Here is a 17579-nt window from a genome sequence, read left to right on the forward strand (position 1 = left end):
GGGGTTTTAATAACTGACTTAAAGCTGAAAGCTTTCCGGAACCCCCAGCCTAGCTGGGGGTTTTCCATAGACAAAAAAATGGCCGACTTTACATCGGCCATCAGACTTTTACTTCGCCTTCGCTACCGTCACCATCGCCGCGCGAATGGTACGACCGTTCAGCGTATAGCCTTTCTGCATAATGCCCAGCACATTGCCTGCCGGAACCTCTTCCGACTCCACCATCGCAATCGCCTGATGCACGTTCGGGTCCAGCGGCACGTTGGTCTCAGCAATCACTTCCACGCCGAACTTACGCACCACATCCAGCATAGACTTCAGCGTCAGCTCAATCCCTTCGACCATTGCCGCCATATCCGGATTGGCTTTGTCTGCGACTTCCAGCGCGCGATCCAGGCTATCGATTACCGGCAGCAATTCGTTGACGAACTTCTCGAGAGCGAATTTATGCGCTTTTTCGATATCCTGTTCAGTACGACGGCGCAGGTTTTCCATTTCCGCTTTGATACGCAACACGGTGTCGCGTTCGCGAGTCTGGGCTTCTGCAAGCTGAACTTCCAGATTCGCAATTTTTTCATCGCGCGGATCCACCTGCTCAGCAGAATCGTTTGGTTCAACTGCCTCAACCTCTTCGTGCTGATCCATGATAATTTCTTCCGGGGCTTGCCCCTCAGGCGTTTTCTGTTCTTTACTACTCATGAATTTCTCCGCGTTTTTTTCGCATTCATCTCGCTAACTTCGCTTATTATGGGGATCAGATTCAGGGTTTCAAGGGAAGTACTCACATTGTCATCAATCTTCGCTACAAGGACCTCAGAAAAATGAATAATCATTTCAAGTGTATCGGCATTGTGGGGCATCCGCGTCATCCCACCGCACTCACGACACATGAAATGCTCTACCGTTGGCTATGCGATCAGGGTTATGAGGTCATTGTGGAGCAACAAATCGCCCACGAATTACAGCTAAAAAATGTACCAACCGGTACGCTGGCGGAAATTGGTCAACAGGCGGATCTGGCGGTAGTCGTGGGCGGCGACGGTAATATGCTTGGCGCAGCGCGTACGCTGGCGCGTTATGACATCAATGTGATTGGCATTAACCGCGGTAATCTTGGCTTCCTGACCGATCTCGATCCGGACAACGCCCTGCAACAATTATCTGATGTGCTGGAAGGGCGCTATATCTCCGAAAAACGTTTTCTGCTGGAAGCGCAGGTCTGCCAACAGGATCGCCAGAAGCGTATCAGCACAGCCATTAATGAAGTGGTGCTGCATCCGGGAAAAGTGGCGCATATGATCGAATTCGAGGTTTATATTGATGAAACCTTCGCTTTTTCACAGCGGTCTGATGGTCTGATCATTTCTACGCCGACCGGCTCCACCGCCTATTCGCTCTCCGCAGGCGGCCCTATTCTGACCCCTTCACTGGATGCCATCACCCTGGTGCCGATGTTCCCGCATACCTTGTCGGCGCGCCCGTTAGTCATTAACAGCAGTAGCACGATTCGTCTGCGTTTTTCGCATCGCCGTAGCGATCTGGAAATTAGCTGCGACAGCCAGATAGCGCTGCCTATTCAGGAAGGAGAAGATGTGCTGATTCGCCGCTGCGACTACCACCTCAACCTGATACATCCCAAAGACTATAGCTATTTCAATACATTAAGCACAAAACTCGGTTGGTCAAAAAAATTATTCTAATTTTACGTTAGCCTCTTTACTGTATAAAAAACCAGTTTATACTGTATTTAATTACAGTCATGGTTTTTCATACAGGAAAACAGCTATGTTGGCACAACTGACCATCAGCAATTTTGCTATCGTTCGTGAGCTTGAGATCGATTTTCAGAGCGGAATGACCGTCATTACTGGTGAAACCGGCGCGGGTAAATCTATTGCGATTGATGCCCTGGGTCTGTGTCTGGGCGGTCGCGCTGAGGCCGATATGGTCCGTACCGGAGCAACCCGCGCCGATTTGTGTGCCCGCTTTGCACTGAAAGACACGCCTGCGGCATTGCGCTGGCTGGAAGAAAACCAGCTTGAAGAAGGGCGCGAATGCTTACTTCGCCGCGTTATCAGCAGCGATGGTCGCTCACGGGGCTTTATTAACGGCACCGCTGTGCCCCTGTCTCAATTGCGCGAGCTAGGTCAGTTGCTGATTCAAATTCATGGTCAACATGCGCACCAGCAGCTTACCAAACCCGAACAGCAAAAATCGCTGCTGGATAGCTATGCCAACGAAGCCGCTTTAGCGCAGCAGATGGCTGCCCGCTACCAATTATGGCATCAAAGCTGCCGCGATCTCGCCCATCACCAGCAACAAAGCCAGGAACGCGCCGCGCGCGCGGAACTGCTGCAATATCAGTTAAAAGAGTTGAACGACTTTAACCCGCAGGCCGGCGAATTCGAGCAAATTGACGAAGAGTACAAACGGCTGGCCAACAGCGGACAGTTGCTTACGACCAGCCAGAACGCTCTGGCGCTACTCGCGGACGGCGAAGACGTTAACCTGCAAAGCCAGTTATATAGCGCAAAACAACTGGTTAGCGAGCTGGTGGGTATGGACAGCAAGCTTTCCGGCATCCTGGATATGCTGGAAGAAGCCACTATTCAACTCACCGAAGCCAGCGATGAATTACGCCACTATTGCGAGCGTCTGGATTTAGACCCCAATCGCCTGTTTGAGCTTGAACAGCGCATCGCTAAACAAATTTCGCTGGCGCGAAAACATCACGTCAGCCCGGAAGCGCTGCCGCAGCTTTATCAGTCACTGCTCGAAGAACAGCAGCAGCTCGACGATCAGGCCGATTCGCTGGAAACGCTGACGCTGGCGGTTAATAAGCATCACCAACAAGCGCTGGAAACGGCGCAAGCGCTGCATCAACAGCGTCAGTTTTACGCCCAGGAGCTGGGGCAGTTGATCACTGAAAGTATGCATTTACTTTCAATGCCGCACGGTCTGTTTACTATCGACGTGAAATTTGATGAGCATCATCTGAGCAACGACGGCGCCGATCGCGTGGAGTTTAAAGTGACGACAAACCCAGGTCAGCCGCTGCAGCCTATCGCTAAAGTCGCGTCTGGCGGTGAACTGTCGCGCATTGCGTTGGCTATTCAGGTGATTACCGCGCGCAAAATGGAAACGCCGGCACTGATTTTTGACGAGGTCGATGTTGGCATCAGCGGCCCAACCGCCGCCGTGGTCGGTAAACTCCTGCGTCAGCTTGGCGAATCCACTCAGGTGATGTGCGTCACTCACCTGCCACAGGTAGCCGGGTGCGGTCACCAGCACTTCTTTGTCAGTAAAGAAACAGACGGGGCAATGACCGAAACCCATATGCAACCGTTGGATAAACGTGCGCGTTTACAGGAACTGGCCCGCCTGTTGGGAGGAAGTGAAGTTACGCGTAATACGCTGGCAAACGCAAAAGAACTGCTGGCGGCGTAAACTTTTTTACCTCCCGAAGGTCTGAGTTCACAACAAAAACGCCGTAAGACCCGACAGCAAAAGGTTTTAAAGTGATGAAAGGTCTATTATCATCGGCATATTAATATGAGCCACGTACTGCTCAGGCCCGAAAAGGAACCCAATCACTATGCGCTGTAAAACGCTGACTGCTGCCGCAGCAGTACTCCTGATGTTGACCGCAGGCTGTTCCACTCTGGAGCGAGTGGTTTACCGACCTGACATCAATCAGGGGAACTATCTTACACCTACGGATGTCGCCAAAGTGCGTGTTGGTATGACGCAACAACAGGTTGCGTATGCTTTAGGCACGCCGATGATGACCGATCCTTTTGGTACGAACACCTGGTTTTATGTCTTCCGCCAGCAGCCAGGACATGAGAACGTGACGCAGCAGACTCTGACGCTCACCTTTAACAGCAGCGGCGTGTTAACCAATATTGATAACAAACCGGCGTTGACGAAGTAATTTTGTGATACCGCCTGATGAGGTTACGTTCATCAGGCCTGCAAACCTCTCCCCACCATTTGGTACGAATTTGCCTGATGGCGCTACGTTCATCTGGCTTACAGGCACACCTGTGCTTCAGGTGTGGTACGGCTTTCACACCGTTATCCGGCAAGGTTAATTATCTGCCAGCCGATTTTTCGGCGCGCTGGCGGCGTAATGCTTTTGGATCGGCGATTAAGGGACGGTAAATTTCAACCCGATCGCCATCCTGCACCGTATCGGTGAGTTTTACCGGACGACTATAGATGCCCACTTTATTTTTCGCCAGATCGATATCCGTGCGCAATTCCAGCAAGCCGGAAGCGCGAATCGCCTCTTCGACCGTCGCGCCCTCCTCCAGCGTTACGCGCTGCAAATACTGCTTTTCCGGCAGCGCATAAGCCACTTCAACCACAAGTTTATCCGGCACGGTAAACCTCTTTGGCGCGAACCGTAAACGCCTGCACCATGTTGGACGCTAACTCTTTGAATACACGACCAAACGCCAGCTCAATGAGTTTATTGGTAAACTCAAAATCAAGCTGAAACTCAATACGGCACGCCTCGGGGCTGAGCGGGGTAAATTTCCAGCCGCCGATCAGCTTTTTAAAGGGGCCATCCACCAGATGCATCAGAATGCTCTGGTTACGCGTTAGCTGATTACGCGTCGTAAACGTCTTGCTGATACCCGCCTTCGACACGTCAACAGCCGCCGTCATCTGTGCTGGCGATGACTCCAGGACGCGACTACCAACACACCCAGGCAAAAACTGGGGATACGATTGCACGTCATTCACTAACTGATACATCTGTTCCGCACTGTAGGGGACTAAAGCAGTCCGACTAATCTGAGGCATAGCAATTCCCATCAACATAAATCGTGTAAATAATACCACTTATCAGCGAGTAAAAAAAATGCTGTCCCCAACCGTCATGCCTTAATTGTGCGTGCATAGCCCAACTCATGCTAAGATAGATTTTTGCACCTCATCAGGACGTAATGGGGTGTTTTCGATATCAGATTACCTATGAATTCACGACACTTATGACGAAGAAAAAAGCACATAAACCGGGCTCAGCCACCATCGCGCTGAATAAGCGCGCCCGGCACGAATACTTTATCGAAGAAGAGTTCGAGGCTGGTCTCGCCCTGCAAGGCTGGGAAGTAAAATCTCTGCGCGCAGGAAAAGCCAATATCGGCGACAGTTACGTTATCCTCAAAGATGGCGAGGCCTGGCTGTTTGGCGCAAACTTTACGCCGATGGCGGTCGCCTCGACACATGTTGTATGCGACCCAACCCGAACCCGCAAACTGTTGTTAAATCAGCGTGAGCTTGATTCGCTGTATGGCCGTATTAATCGTGAAGGTTATACTGTCGTCGCGCTTTCTCTGTACTGGAAAAATGCCTGGTGCAAAGTGAAGATCGGCGTGGCGAAAGGTAAAAAACAACATGATAAACGTTCCGATCTTAAAGAACGTGAGTGGCAACTGGATAAAGCACGCATTATGAAAAATGCAGGCCGATAATAGACATTTTTTGTGACCAGCTTCTCAGTATGAAGCTGGTCAATATTCATATCTCATTCATGCCTCGAAAATATATTCTCTGTGCCTGACGCTTATCAATAGCAATAAATACCACAACAAGAATATATTCTTTGTTTAAAAAATTTTTATAGCCTAATAACACAATACTTCAAATGATTTTTATAAAATTTAATAATGCTGAATACCTTCACAAAAGGTATTGTTTTTATGTTAAAAAAGAAAAAGACGAAGAAATTAAAATTCATTATAAAACATAAAGATAAATAAAAAATCATCATGCGTTGTTAGCCCACCCCACCTCTCCTTAACACAAACTCCGTTATATTTCAGACGCACTAACACCTTTATCAATAGATCTTAATTTGCAGAAAGATTTTTTTCTGACTATATCATCTAATACGAAAGCACTAGTCAGGCACAAAAAACAAAGGGTTATTCGGCGAGAAAACCAGACCTTCACCTACGCTCATAAAAAAGAATATGGCTACGGAAATTCATCTCTCACGATGAACGGGAAGGCTCGTCTACGCATTTTGCCCTGAACGTCGTGCCCGTTAATTAATACACAGAGCAAATCCATCAGGAGCTAATTTATGCGTCTACTCGCCGTGGTTTCGAAATTGACTGGCGTCTCCACCACTGTGGAATCCTCAGCGGTCACTCTTAACGCCCCGTCAATTGTTAAATTATCAGTGGCCCGGGAAGAAATTAGTCAACTTACGCGCATTAATCAGGATCTGGTGGTGACGCTCCATTCCGGCGAAACGATCACGATTAAAAACTTTTACGTTACCAACGATCTGGGCGCAAGCCAGCTGGTACTGGCGGAAAATGATGGCACGTTATGGTGGGTAGAAAATCCGCAAGCCGGGCTACATTTTGAACAAATCGCTGATATTAATGAGCTGCTGGTCACTTCCGGCACTTCCCATGAAGCAGGCGGCGCCGTTTGGCCGTGGGTACTGGCTGGCGCGGTGGCGGCTGGCGGCATTGCCGCTATCGCGTCTTCCGGCGGCGGCGATTCCCACCATCATTCGGATGGCGATAATCCGCCCCCCGATAACACCAATCCTGACGGTAATCCCCCTGATAACAGCAATCCCGGCGGCAGTAACCCTAACGGCAATACTCCAGGTAGCAGTAATCCTGTAGATACTACCCCGCCTCTCGCTCCCGGCAAGTTGCTGATTTCAGCGGACGGAAAAACGGTGAGCGGCGAGGCCGAAGCGGGCAGTACCATTACCATCAAAGATCCTTCAGGCAACGTCGTTGGCGAGGGCAAAGCGGATAGCGACGGTAAATTTAGTATTGATCTGACAGCGCCACAGCTTAGCGGCGAACAACTTACCGTGACCGCGACTGACGATGCCGGCAATACCGGCCCATCCGCAACCATTGATGCGCCCAACATTCCTCTCCCCGATACACCAGCTATCACCGCCGCTATCGATGATGCCGCTCCCCTCACCGGCACGCTGAGCAATAATCAGTTTACGAACGACAATACCCCCACGCTGGAGGGAACCGGCAGCGCTGGCACAGTCATCCATATTTACGCCAATGGTCAGGAAATAGGCTCCACAACGGTTGATAGCAGCGGAAACTGGCATTTTGCCATTACCAGCGCGCTAGCGGATGGGGAAAATCATTTCACCGCCATTGCGACTAACGTTAAAGGCGAAAGTAGCGAATCAGCCCGCTTTACACTGACTATCGACACACTCAGCCCCGATGCCCCACGCGTTGAAGTGATTGCCGATAACACCGGTTTGCTCACCGGGCCGCTACAGAATAATGACCGGACTGACGAGGCAAAACCGCTATTTTCCGGGCAGGGAGAGGCAGGCAATACCATCACGATTAAAGAGGGTTCAACCGTTATCGGCAGCGCTACCGTAGACGAAAATGGACGCTGGACCTTTACCCCGACTACACCGTTAAGCGATGGCGAACATACCTTTACCGTCGAACAAAGCGACAAAGCCGGAAACGTGAGCCGCGTGACGACAACGCCTACTATCATTGTGGACACCACGCCGCCTGACGCCGCTATCATTGATAATGTCGCGAAAGACGGCACAACCGTTAGCGGCACCGCTGAAGCTGGTAGTACCGTGTCGATCTATGACCCGGCGGGAAATTACCTGGGCTCCACGATTACCGGAGAAAATAACCACTTCAGCATCACGCTGAATCCGGCTCAGACCCACGGCGAGCGTCTGGAAGCGCGTATTCAGGACGCCGTTGGTAACATCGGCCCCGCCACGGAGTTTACCGCTTCTGACTCACAGTATCCTGCCCAGCCGACTATCCTTACCGTGACGGATGACGCTGGCACCGTTACCGGGCTGCTGAAAAATGGCGATGCCACAGATGATAACCGCCCAACCCTCAGCGGTACTGCTGAACCAGGCAGTACGATATCGATTAACGATAATGGCTTTCCTGTACCGACCTTTCCGCCCATTGTCGCTGACGCTGACGGCAAATGGAGCTTTACCCCCTCGCTGGCACTTGCCGATGGCAACCATGTCTTTACCGCTACCGCGACCAACGATCGCGGCACCAGCGGGCAGTCCGTCTCCTTTACCATTGATATCGACACGCAGCCGCCGGTGCTGGAAGGCCTGGCGGTTAGCGACGTCGGCGACAGACTTACCGGCACTACGGAAGCTGGCAGTACTGTGGTTATCAAAGACATCCTGGGAAATACGCTCGGTAGTGGAACGGCAGGCGACGACGGCACCTTCTCAATAGGTATTAGCCCGGCGAAAATTAACGGCGAAACATTAAGCATTAGCGTTACCGATAAAGCCGCGAATAGCGGTCCGGTAGAAACGCTGAACGCGCCGGATAAAACTGCGCCTGCGGCACCGAACGGTCTTATCGTGGCGACCGACGGTCTGTCCGTAAGCGGTCAGGCGGAAGCCGGGGCAACGGTCACTATCCGTGACAGTAGCAACACCGTACTTGGCAGCGCCGTCGCTAACGGCAACGGACAATTTATCGTTCCGCTGAATACGGCGCAGACTAACGGCCAGGCGCTTATCGCTACCGCCACCGATGTTGCGAAAAACGAAAGCGCCGCCGCGACGGTTATCGCGCCGGACAGTACCGCGCCGGAAATGCCGAAAAACGTGGTAATTAGTGAGGATGGCACCAGTATTAGCGGCACCGCCGAACCGGGTAGCGCCATTACGATCGCCACGCCGGACGGCACGCCGCTTGGCAGCGGCAAAGCAGATGGCGAAGGTCATTTTACCCTTCCCCTCGTCCCCGCACAGACCAACGGCGAACAGGTTACCGTCACCGCCACCGACAGCGCCAACAACGTTAGCCCGCCAACCACAGCGCAAGCGCCCGATATCACCGCCCCGGATAAGCCCATTATCACTCAGGTGCTGGACGATGTTGAAAGCTTCACCGGGCCGCTGGTTAACGGACAAACCACCAATGACAACCGCCCCACCCTTAGCGGTACGGCGGAGGCTGGCGCGCGTGTCGAAATTTTTGATAACGGTGTTTCGCTGGGACTCGCCACGCTACAGCCCAACGGCACCTGGACGTTTACGCCGTCGCAAAATTTAGGTGAAGGCGCGCATCGACTGACCGTAATCGCAACCGACGCTAAAGGCAATGCCAGTCCGGCCGCGTCATTCGACCTGGTGGTCGATACGCAATCGCCGCAGCAACCGGTAATCACCTTCATTACAGATGATGCGCCGGGTATTCTCGGTAGCGTCGCGCATCTGGGGCTCACTAACGACAGCACGCCAACGATTAACGGTACAGGTGAACCGGGTTCCACAGTACACCTGTATCAGAATGGCGCACGGATAGCGGATATTATCGTCGGTAATTCCGGCGTCTGGAGCTACGCCTACACCACGGCCTCGCCACTGGCGGACGACACCTACACCTTTACCGTGACGGCCAGCGACAGTAACGGCAACACCACGCCTTTTTCGACCGATTTTACGATTACCATTGATACCCAGGCCCCTGCCGCCCCCGGCGTTATCGGCGTAACTGACGGCGACGGAAATACGATTGATACCAATCAGATTACCCAGGAATCCCAGCCCCGGTTGAGCGGTAGCGGCACCGCAGGCGACACAATCATCCTTTACGATAACGGCAATGCCATAGGTCAGGCGCTGGTCGGCACGGACGGGCGCTGGCAGTTTACGCCGCCTGCCGCGCTGGGCGACGGCGACCACCTTCTGACCGCTCGCGCCAACGATCCGGCGGGGAACGAAAGTCCCGAATCCCTCAGCTTTACCCTGCGCGTCGATACCCAGGCGCCGGATGCGCCGCAGATCGTGTCAGCCGCCATCACAGGCGGAGAAGGCGAGGTGCTACTGGCAAACGGCAGTATTACCAATCAGCGTATGCCGACCCTCAGCGGCACCGGCGAACCCGGCGCCATCATCACCCTGTACAATAACGACGTAGAACTGGCTACCGTCCAGGTCAATCCACAGGGTAGCTGGACCTATCCGCTAACCCGTAATCTGAGCGAAGGGTTAAACATCCTGACGGCCACCGCCACGGATGCCGCAGGCAATAGTAGCCCCACCTCCAGCGTTTTCTCCGTTACCCTTGATACCCAGCCTCCAGCGCAGCCTGACGCGCCGCTAATCAGCGATAACGTCGCGCCGATTATCGGCAACATCGGCAATAATGGCGCAACGAACGATACCACGCCGACCTTCAGCGGCACGGGAGAGATCGGCAGCACGATAATTCTCTACAATAATGGCAGTGAAATTGGTCGCACAACGGTAGGCGATAACGGAAGCTGGAGCTTTACGCCTGCGGCACTGACGCCAGAAACCTATACCATTACCGTCACGGAAACCGATATAGCGGGCAATATCAGTCCACCTTCCGCCTCAGTCACTTTTACGCTAGACACCACTGCGCCCGCCAATCCAGTTATCACTTTTGCCGAAGATAACGTCGGCGAAGTCCAGGATACTATTGTCAGCGGCGCAACCACTGACGACAATACACCGGTCATTCACGGCACTGGCGACATCGGCAGCGTGATCACGCTCTATAACGGCAGTAGTGTCGTGGGCGTAGTCACCGTCGATGAGACCGGCACCTGGACGCTGCCGGTGACCAGCGCGTTGCCGGATGGCATCTACACCCTGACCGCCATTGCCGCCGACGCCGCCGGAAACAGCAGCGGCGTATCGAACAGCTTTACCTTCACCGTCGACACCGTTCCGTTGCAGCCGCCCGTCGTCAATGAGATCCTTGACGATATTGCGCCAGTGACCGGGCCATTAACCGATGGCGCCTTTACTAACGATCGGACGCTGACTATCAACGGCAGCGGCGAAAACGGCAGCACCGTCACGATTTACGACAATGGCGTGGCAATCGGTACGGCGCTCGTCACCGACGGGGGCTGGACATTCAATACGCCCGAATTGTCAGAAGCCAGCCATGCGCTAACCTTCAGCGCGACTGACGACGCTGGAAATACCACGGCGCAAACCCAGCCGATCACCATTACCGTGGATATCACCGCCCCGCCCGCGCCAACGATCCAGACGGTGGACGACGATGGCACGCGCGTGGCCGGACTTGCCGACCCTTACGCTACCGTTGAAATTCATCATATCGATGGCACCCTGGTCGGCAGCGCTGTCGCTAATGGCACCGGTGAATTCGTCGTTACGCTCAGTCCGGCGCAAACCGATGGCGGTACGCTGACGGCAATTGCTATCGATCGCGCGGGGAATAACGGCCCGGCTACGAATTTTCCCGCTTCCGACAGCGGTCTGCCCGCCGTCCCGGCCATCACGGCGATTGAAGATGATGTCGGGAGCGTACAGGGGAATATTGCGGCGGGCGGCGCCACGGACGACACCACGCCGACGCTGCGCGGCACTACGGATATCGGCTCTACCGTTGAAATTTTCATTGATGGCGATTCGGCAGGCTTTGCCACCGTTGACGCCAGCGGGAACTGGATCTTTGAGATTGCGACGCCATTAAGCGAAAGCACACATTACTTCACCGTCCAGGCAACCAATGCGAATGGCCAGGGCGGCCTGTCCGCACCGGTCGGGATCACTGTCGATCTTAGCGCGCCGGCGCAACCGGTTATTACCAGCGCAACGGATGACGTCCCCGGTATGACCGGTACGCTGGATAACGGCGCGCTCACCAATGATTCACGCCCGACGCTCAACGGAACGGGAGAAGCAGGCGCCACGATCCGCATTCTGGATAACGGCGTAGAAATCGGTTCCGCCACGGTAGATCAAAGCGGCAACTGGCGCTTCACCCCGAATGCGCCGCTGGAGAACATTGCACACATCTTTACCGCCGTGGCGACCGATCCCGCCGGCAATAGCGGCCAGCCTTCGGACGGCTTTACGCTGAACATTGACGCGCAGGCGCCAGATGTGCCGGTTATCACGTCCGTGATTGACGATAACAATCAACCGACCGTTCCGGTGGTACCGGGGCAATCCACCGACGATCGGCAGCCAATACTGAACGGAACTGGCGAACCTGGCGCGACAATCACCATTTTTGATAACGGTACGCCGCTTGGCACGGCTCAGGTAGGCGAAAACGGTAGCTGGACCTTCCCGGTGCCCCGCAATTTGTCAGAGGGAAGTCATAATCTGACGGTTAGCGCTACCGATCCGGCGGGCAATACCAGCGCGGTCTCCGCGCCGTGGACGATCATAGTCGATATTACGCCTCCGGCGATCCCGGTTCTCACCTCCGTCGTGGATGACCAGCCCGGTATTACCGGCAACCTGGTAAGCGGGCAGCTAACGAACGATGCGACGCCTACCCTGAACGGGCGCGGAGAGGCTGGCGCGACGATTAATGTCTATCTTGACGGTAATTCCGCGTCCATCGGTACCACGACGGTGAATAGCGACGGCACATGGAGTTTCACGCCGCAGACGCCGCTTGCAAACGGTAGCCACACGTTCACCCTTAGCGCCACCGATCCGGCGGGTAATAGCAGCGCGGTGTCCAGCGGATTTGTGCTGACGATTGACGCCACACCGCCCGCCGCGCCGGTTATCGCCAGCGTGGCAGACAATACGGCGCCGGTAACGGGCATCGTCCCCAACGGCGGCTCGACGAACGAAACCCGACCGACGCTCTCGGGTACCGGTGAGGCGGGTGCAACCATCTCGATTTATAATGGCAACGCACTGGTCGGCACAGCGCAAGTTCAGGCCAACGGTAGCTGGAGCTTTACACCGTCTACCTCGCTGGGCGCGGGCGTCTGGAACCTGACGGCGACAGCAACCGATGCGGCAGGCAATACCAGCGCCGCGTCCGAAATACGCTCGTTTACTATTGATACCACGGCTCCCGCCGCGCCTGTTATTGATACGGTCTACGACGGTACGGGCCCCATTACCGGCAATCTGAGTTCAGGGCAGATCACAGACGAGGCGCGCCCTGTCATTAGCGGCACCCGTGAAGCCAACACAACTATTCGTCTCTACGATAACGGCACGCTGCTGGCTGAAATTCCCGCCGACAATAGCAGTAGCTGGCGCTACACGCCCGATGCCTCTCTGGCGACGGGCAACCATGTAATTACCGTCATTGCCGTTGATGCCGCAGGCAACGCCAGTCCCGTTTCAGACAGCGTTAATTTCGTCGTCGATACCACGCCGCCGCTGACGCCGGTAATCACATCAGTCAGTGACGATCAGGCGCCAGGCCTCGGCACGATCGCGAACGGCCAAAATACCAACGATCCTACGCCAACCTTCAGCGGCACCGCAGAAGCCGGCGCCACGATCACGCTCTATGAAAATGGCACGGTCATTGGCACGACAACGGCTCAGCCTGACGGCGCGTGGAGCGTCTCCACCTCAACGCTGGCAAGCGGAACGCACGTCATCACCGCCGTCGCCACCGATGCCGCAGGAAACAGCAGCCCGAACAGTACGGCTTTCACCCTGACGGTCGATACCACCGCGCCGCAAACGCCGATCCTGACGTCCGTAGTGGATGACGTCGCGGGCGGGGTCACAGGAAATCTCGCTAATGGTCAGATAACCAATGATAACCGCCCCACGCTGAACGGCACTGCCGAAGCGGGCAGCGTGATCAGTATCTATGATGGCAACACTCTGCTTGGCGTCACCTCGGCTAACGCGAGCGGCGCGTGGAGCTTCACGCCGACGACAGGGTTAAACGACGGCACGCGCACATTAACAGTGACCGCCACCGACCCGGCAGGCAACGTTAGCCCGGCCACCAGCGGTTTTACTATCGTGGTCGATACCCTTGCGCCAACGGTTCCGCTTATAACCAGCATCGTTGATGATGTCCCGAACAATACCGGCGCCATTGGCAATGGACAATCGACCAACGACACACAGCCGACGCTCAACGGTACCGCGGAAGCCAACAGCGCGGTAAGCATCTTCGATAATGGCGCGCTGGTTGCGACCGTGAACGCCAATGCCAGCGGCAACTGGAGCTGGACGCCAACCGCCGCGCTCGGCCAGGGAAGTCACGCCTATAGCGTTAGCGCCGCCGATGCGGCTGGCAACGTTAGCGCCGCTTCGCCATCGACAACGATTATCGTGGATACCATTGCGCCCGGCGCGCCCGGCAACCTGATCATCAATGCTACCGGTAATCGCGTGACGGGCACCGCGGAAGCAGGCAGTACAGTGACAATTACCTCTGAGACTGGTGTGGTACTGGGAACCGCCACCGCCGACGGTACAGGCAGCTTCACCGCCACACTCACGCCCGCGCAGACCAATGGTCAGCCGCTACTGGCATTTGCCCAGGATAAAGCAGGCAACACTGGCATTGCCGCCGGATTTACCGCGCCCGATACGCGCGTGCCGGAAGCACCGATCATCACCAACGTAGTGGATAATGTGGGTATTTATACCGGCGCTATCGCCAACGGTCAGGTCACTAATGACGCACAACCCACATTGAATGGTACCGCTCAGGCGGGCGCCACGGTGAGCATTTATAACAACGGGGCGCTGCTCGGCACCACCACGGCGAACGCCAGCGGAAACTGGAGCTTTACCCCGACAGGCAATTTGACCGAAGGCAGCCACGCCTTCACCGCCACCGCGACTAACGCCAACGGTACAGGCAGCGTCTCCACCGCCGCGACGGTGATTGTCGATACGCTGGCGCCCGGTACGCCGTCAGGTACGCTCAGCGCCGATGGCGGTTCACTTTCCGGACAGGCAGAGGCAAACAGCACCGTAACCGTCACGCTGGCGGGCGGCGTGACGCTCACCACCACCGCCGGCAGCAACGGCGCATGGTCTCTCACCTTGCCGACAAAACAAATTGAAGGTCAACTCATTAACGTGACGGCCACTGACGCTGCGGGTAACGCCTCCGGCGCGTTAGGCATTACCGCGCCGGTTCTGCCGCTGGCGGCAAGGGATAACATCACCAGCCTTGATCTGACCTCGACCGCCGTCACCAGCACGCAAAATTATTCGGATTACGGCCTGCTGCTGGTTGGCGCGCTTGGCAATGTCGCCTCGGTTTTGGGTAACGATACCGCTCAGGTTGAGTTCACCATTGCTGAAGGTGGTACGGGCGACGTCACCATCGATGCCGCCGCAACGGGAATCGTGCTTTCGCTGCTCAGTACTCAGGAGATTGTGGTACAGCGCTACGACACCAGCCTCGGCGCCTGGACGACGATTGTCAACACCGCCGTTGGCGACTTCGCGAATTTGCTTACCCTGACCGGGAGCGGCGTTACCCTGAACCTGAGCGGCCTGGGCGAAGGCCAGTACCGGGTACTCACTTATAACACCAGTCTGCTCGCCACCGGGTCGTATACCAGCCTGGATGTCGATGTACACCAGACCAGCGCAGGTATTATTAGCGGGCCAACCATCAGTACCGGCAACGTCATGGCTGATGATACCGCGCCGACGGGCACCACGGTCACCGCCATCACCAACGCCAACGGTGTCAGTACGCCGGTCGGCGCGGGCGGCGTGGATATCCAGGGACAATACGGCACGCTGCACATTAATCAGGATGGCAGTTACACCTACACGCTGACTAACCCCACGGCGGGATACGGACATAAAGAGAGCTTCACCTACACCATTACCCAGAATGGCGTCGGTAGCAGCGCCGCGCAACTGGTTATCAATCTGGGTCCCGCGCCTGTACCGGGCAGCGTGATAGCGACAGACAATAACGCCTCTCTGGTCTTTGATACTCACGTTAGCTACGTCAACAACGGTCCCTCGACACAAAGCGGCGTCACGGTATTAAGCGTCGGACTTGGTAATGTACTGAACGCGAATCTGCTTGATGATATGACTAATCCGATCATCTTTAACGTTGAAGAAGGCGCTACGCGAACCATGACGTTACAGGGAACCGTCGGCGGCGTCTCACTGGTTTCCACGTTCGATCTGTACGTTTATCGCTTCAACGATGCCATTCAACAATATGAGCAGTTCCGGGTGCAAAAGGGCTGGATTAACACCCTGCTGTTAGCCGGACAGTCCCAGCCGCTGACCCTGACGTTGCCTGGCGGCGAATACTTGTTCGTGCTGAATACCGCCAGCGGCATTAGCGTCCTCACTGGCTATACGCTGGCGATTTCCCAGGACCACACCTATGCCGTTGACAGTATCACCGCCAACACCACCGGCAACGTACTGACCAATGATGTCGCCCCTACGGACGCCCTCCTCACTGAAGTAAACGGCGTGGCGATTGCGGCGACCGGCACGACGGAGGTAAACGGGTTGTATGGCTCGCTCATCATTGACGCAAGAGGCAACTATACCTACACGCTGAAGAATGGCGTCGGTGCCGACAGCATTAAAACGCCGGACAGCTTTATCTATACGGTCAAAGCGCCAAACGGCGATACCGATACGGCCTCGCTCAATATCACGCCAACCGCCAGGGCGCTGGATGCGATTAATGATGTCAGCGATACCCTTAGCGTCGCCACGCTTCAGGATACCGCTGCCTGGCTGGACTCCAGCGTCGGCAGCGCCAGTTGGGGGCTACTCGGTAAATCGGGCAGCGGGAGCGGCACCTTTGACGTTGCAACGGGCACCGTACTTAAAGGCGCGTCACTGGTCTTTGATGTCTCCACGCTCATTACGCTGGGCAATCTGAATATTAGCTGGGCCATTCAGGAGAACGGGACCGTCATACGCAACGGAACCGTTCCGGTGGCGAATATCACGCTGGGCAGCGCGACGGTGACCGTCAACCTGAGCGGCCTGGAGCTGGATGCCGGAACGTACACGCTTAACTTTACCGGCACCAATACCCTGGCCGGGGCGGCGACGATCACGCCACGCGTCATCGGCACCACCGTCGATCTGGATAATTTTGAAACGTCCGGAACGCATACCGTTCTCGGCAATATTTTTGATGGCAGCGATGCGGCGGGGGCGATGGATCAGCTTAATACGGTGAATACCCGCCTGAGCATTAGCGGGTATAACGGCAGCGCCGCCACGCTGGACGCCGCGGCGAATACCACCAGCGCCACGATTCAGGGACATTACGGCACATTGCAAATTAACCTCGATGGCGCTTACACCTACACGCTGAATAATGGCATCGCGATGTCGTCCATCACCAGTAAAGAGGTCTTTACCTATCAACTGGATGACAAGATGGGTCATACGGATAGCGCCACATTGACCATTGATATGGCGCCGCAAATCGTCAGTACCAACCAAAACGATGTTCTCATCGGCTCCGCCTATGGCGATACGCTGATTTACCACCTGTTAAACGGCGCGGACGCGACCGGCGGCAACGGCGCCGATCGCTGGCAAAACTTCTCCACCGCGCAGGGCGACAAGATCGATATCCACGAACTGCTGACCGGCTGGGATCACCAGGCGGCGACGCTGGGTAACTTTGTTCAGGTTCATACCAGCGGTGCCAATACGGTGATATCCGTCGATCGCGACGGCGCTGGCAGCGCGTTTAAATCCACTGACCTTGTCACTCTGGAGAATGTGCAGCTCACGCTAAATGAGCTGTTGCAGAACAACCACCTGATAACCGGCGGTTGATAAAAAA

8 protein-coding genes are annotated in these 17579 nt (G+C 55.3%); 5 read left to right on the forward strand and 3 right to left on the reverse strand.

Translation table 11 applies throughout. The annotated features are described in order from the left end of the window. Nucleotides 1-108: 108 nt before the first annotated feature. Nucleotides 109-699, reverse strand: coding sequence for a nucleotide exchange factor GrpE (gene grpE, locus ACLJRE_RS00005; protein WP_001518875.1), 591 nt, complete (start codon nucleotides 697-699; stop codon nucleotides 109-111). Between the two features lie 122 nt (nucleotides 700-821). On the opposite strand from grpE, the gene nadK reads away from it, so the two are divergent. The 3 genes from nadK (at nucleotide 822) to bamE (ending at nucleotide 3934) form a co-directional block, all read left to right on the forward strand. Further along, on the forward strand, nucleotides 822-1700 hold the full coding sequence (gene nadK, locus ACLJRE_RS00010; protein WP_001059155.1) for an NAD(+) kinase: 879 nt from the start codon (nucleotides 822-824) through the stop codon (nucleotides 1698-1700). A gap of 85 nt (nucleotides 1701-1785) precedes the next feature. Beyond that, nucleotides 1786-3447, forward strand: a complete 1662-nt coding sequence (gene recN / locus ACLJRE_RS00015; protein WP_000880965.1) for a DNA repair protein RecN — start codon at nucleotides 1786-1788, stop codon at nucleotides 3445-3447. 148 nt (nucleotides 3448-3595) lie between these two features. Continuing rightward, a complete protein-coding gene (gene bamE, locus ACLJRE_RS00020; RefSeq protein ID WP_001203445.1) occupies nucleotides 3596-3934 on the forward strand; it encodes an outer membrane protein assembly factor BamE in 339 nt (112 codons plus the stop codon). A 160-nt stretch (nucleotides 3935-4094) separates the two neighbouring features. Here bamE and ACLJRE_RS00025 read toward each other — a convergent pair whose 3' ends face one another. Further along, the gene (locus ACLJRE_RS00025) at nucleotides 4095-4385 is read right to left on the reverse strand and encodes an RnfH family protein (protein WP_001112990.1); all 291 of its coding nucleotides are present in this window, start codon (nucleotides 4383-4385) and stop codon (nucleotides 4095-4097) included. After that, nucleotides 4375-4812 (reverse strand): type II toxin-antitoxin system RatA family toxin, encoded by a 438-nt coding sequence (locus tag ACLJRE_RS00030; protein WP_001543334.1) that lies wholly within the window; start codon nucleotides 4810-4812, stop codon nucleotides 4375-4377. Before ACLJRE_RS00030 ends, ACLJRE_RS00025 begins: the two co-directional genes overlap by 11 nt. Nucleotides 4813-5000: 188 nt before the next feature. Between ACLJRE_RS00030 and smpB the strand changes: the two genes are divergently transcribed. Both smpB and bapA read left to right on the forward strand, forming a co-directional pair. After that, a complete protein-coding gene (smpB, locus tag ACLJRE_RS00035; protein ID WP_001518569.1) occupies nucleotides 5001-5483 on the forward strand; it encodes an SsrA-binding protein SmpB in 483 nt (160 codons plus the stop codon). 614 nt (nucleotides 5484-6097) lie between these two features. Further along, entirely contained in the window at nucleotides 6098-17572 is an 11475-nt protein-coding gene (gene bapA, locus ACLJRE_RS00040; RefSeq protein ID WP_410957279.1) for a biofilm-associated protein BapA, read from the forward strand. Nucleotides 17573-17579 lie beyond the last annotated feature (7 nt).

This window comes from Salmonella sp. SAL04157 (genome assembly GCF_046551635.1).
GTDB lineage: Bacteria > Pseudomonadota > Gammaproteobacteria > Enterobacterales > Enterobacteriaceae > Salmonella > Salmonella enterica.

What these genes read in the sequence shown, in the direction of transcription:
- grpE (WP_001518875.1), bottom strand. Translation starts at nt 699, where the DNA reads ATGAGTAGTAAAGAACAGAAAACGCCTGAGGGGCAAGCCCCGGAAGAA.
- nadK (WP_001059155.1), top strand. Translation starts at nt 822, where the DNA reads ATGAATAATCATTTCAAGTGTATCGGCATTGTGGGGCATCCGCGTCAT.
- recN (WP_000880965.1), top strand. Translation starts at nt 1,786, where the DNA reads ATGTTGGCACAACTGACCATCAGCAATTTTGCTATCGTTCGTGAGCTT.
- bamE (WP_001203445.1), top strand. Translation starts at nt 3,596, where the DNA reads ATGCGCTGTAAAACGCTGACTGCTGCCGCAGCAGTACTCCTGATGTTG.
- ACLJRE_RS00030 (WP_001543334.1), bottom strand. Translation starts at nt 4,812, where the DNA reads ATGCCTCAGATTAGTCGGACTGCTTTAGTCCCCTACAGTGCGGAACAG.
- smpB (WP_001518569.1), top strand. Translation starts at nt 5,001, where the DNA reads ATGACGAAGAAAAAAGCACATAAACCGGGCTCAGCCACCATCGCGCTG.
- bapA (WP_410957279.1), top strand. Translation starts at nt 6,098, where the DNA reads ATGCGTCTACTCGCCGTGGTTTCGAAATTGACTGGCGTCTCCACCACT.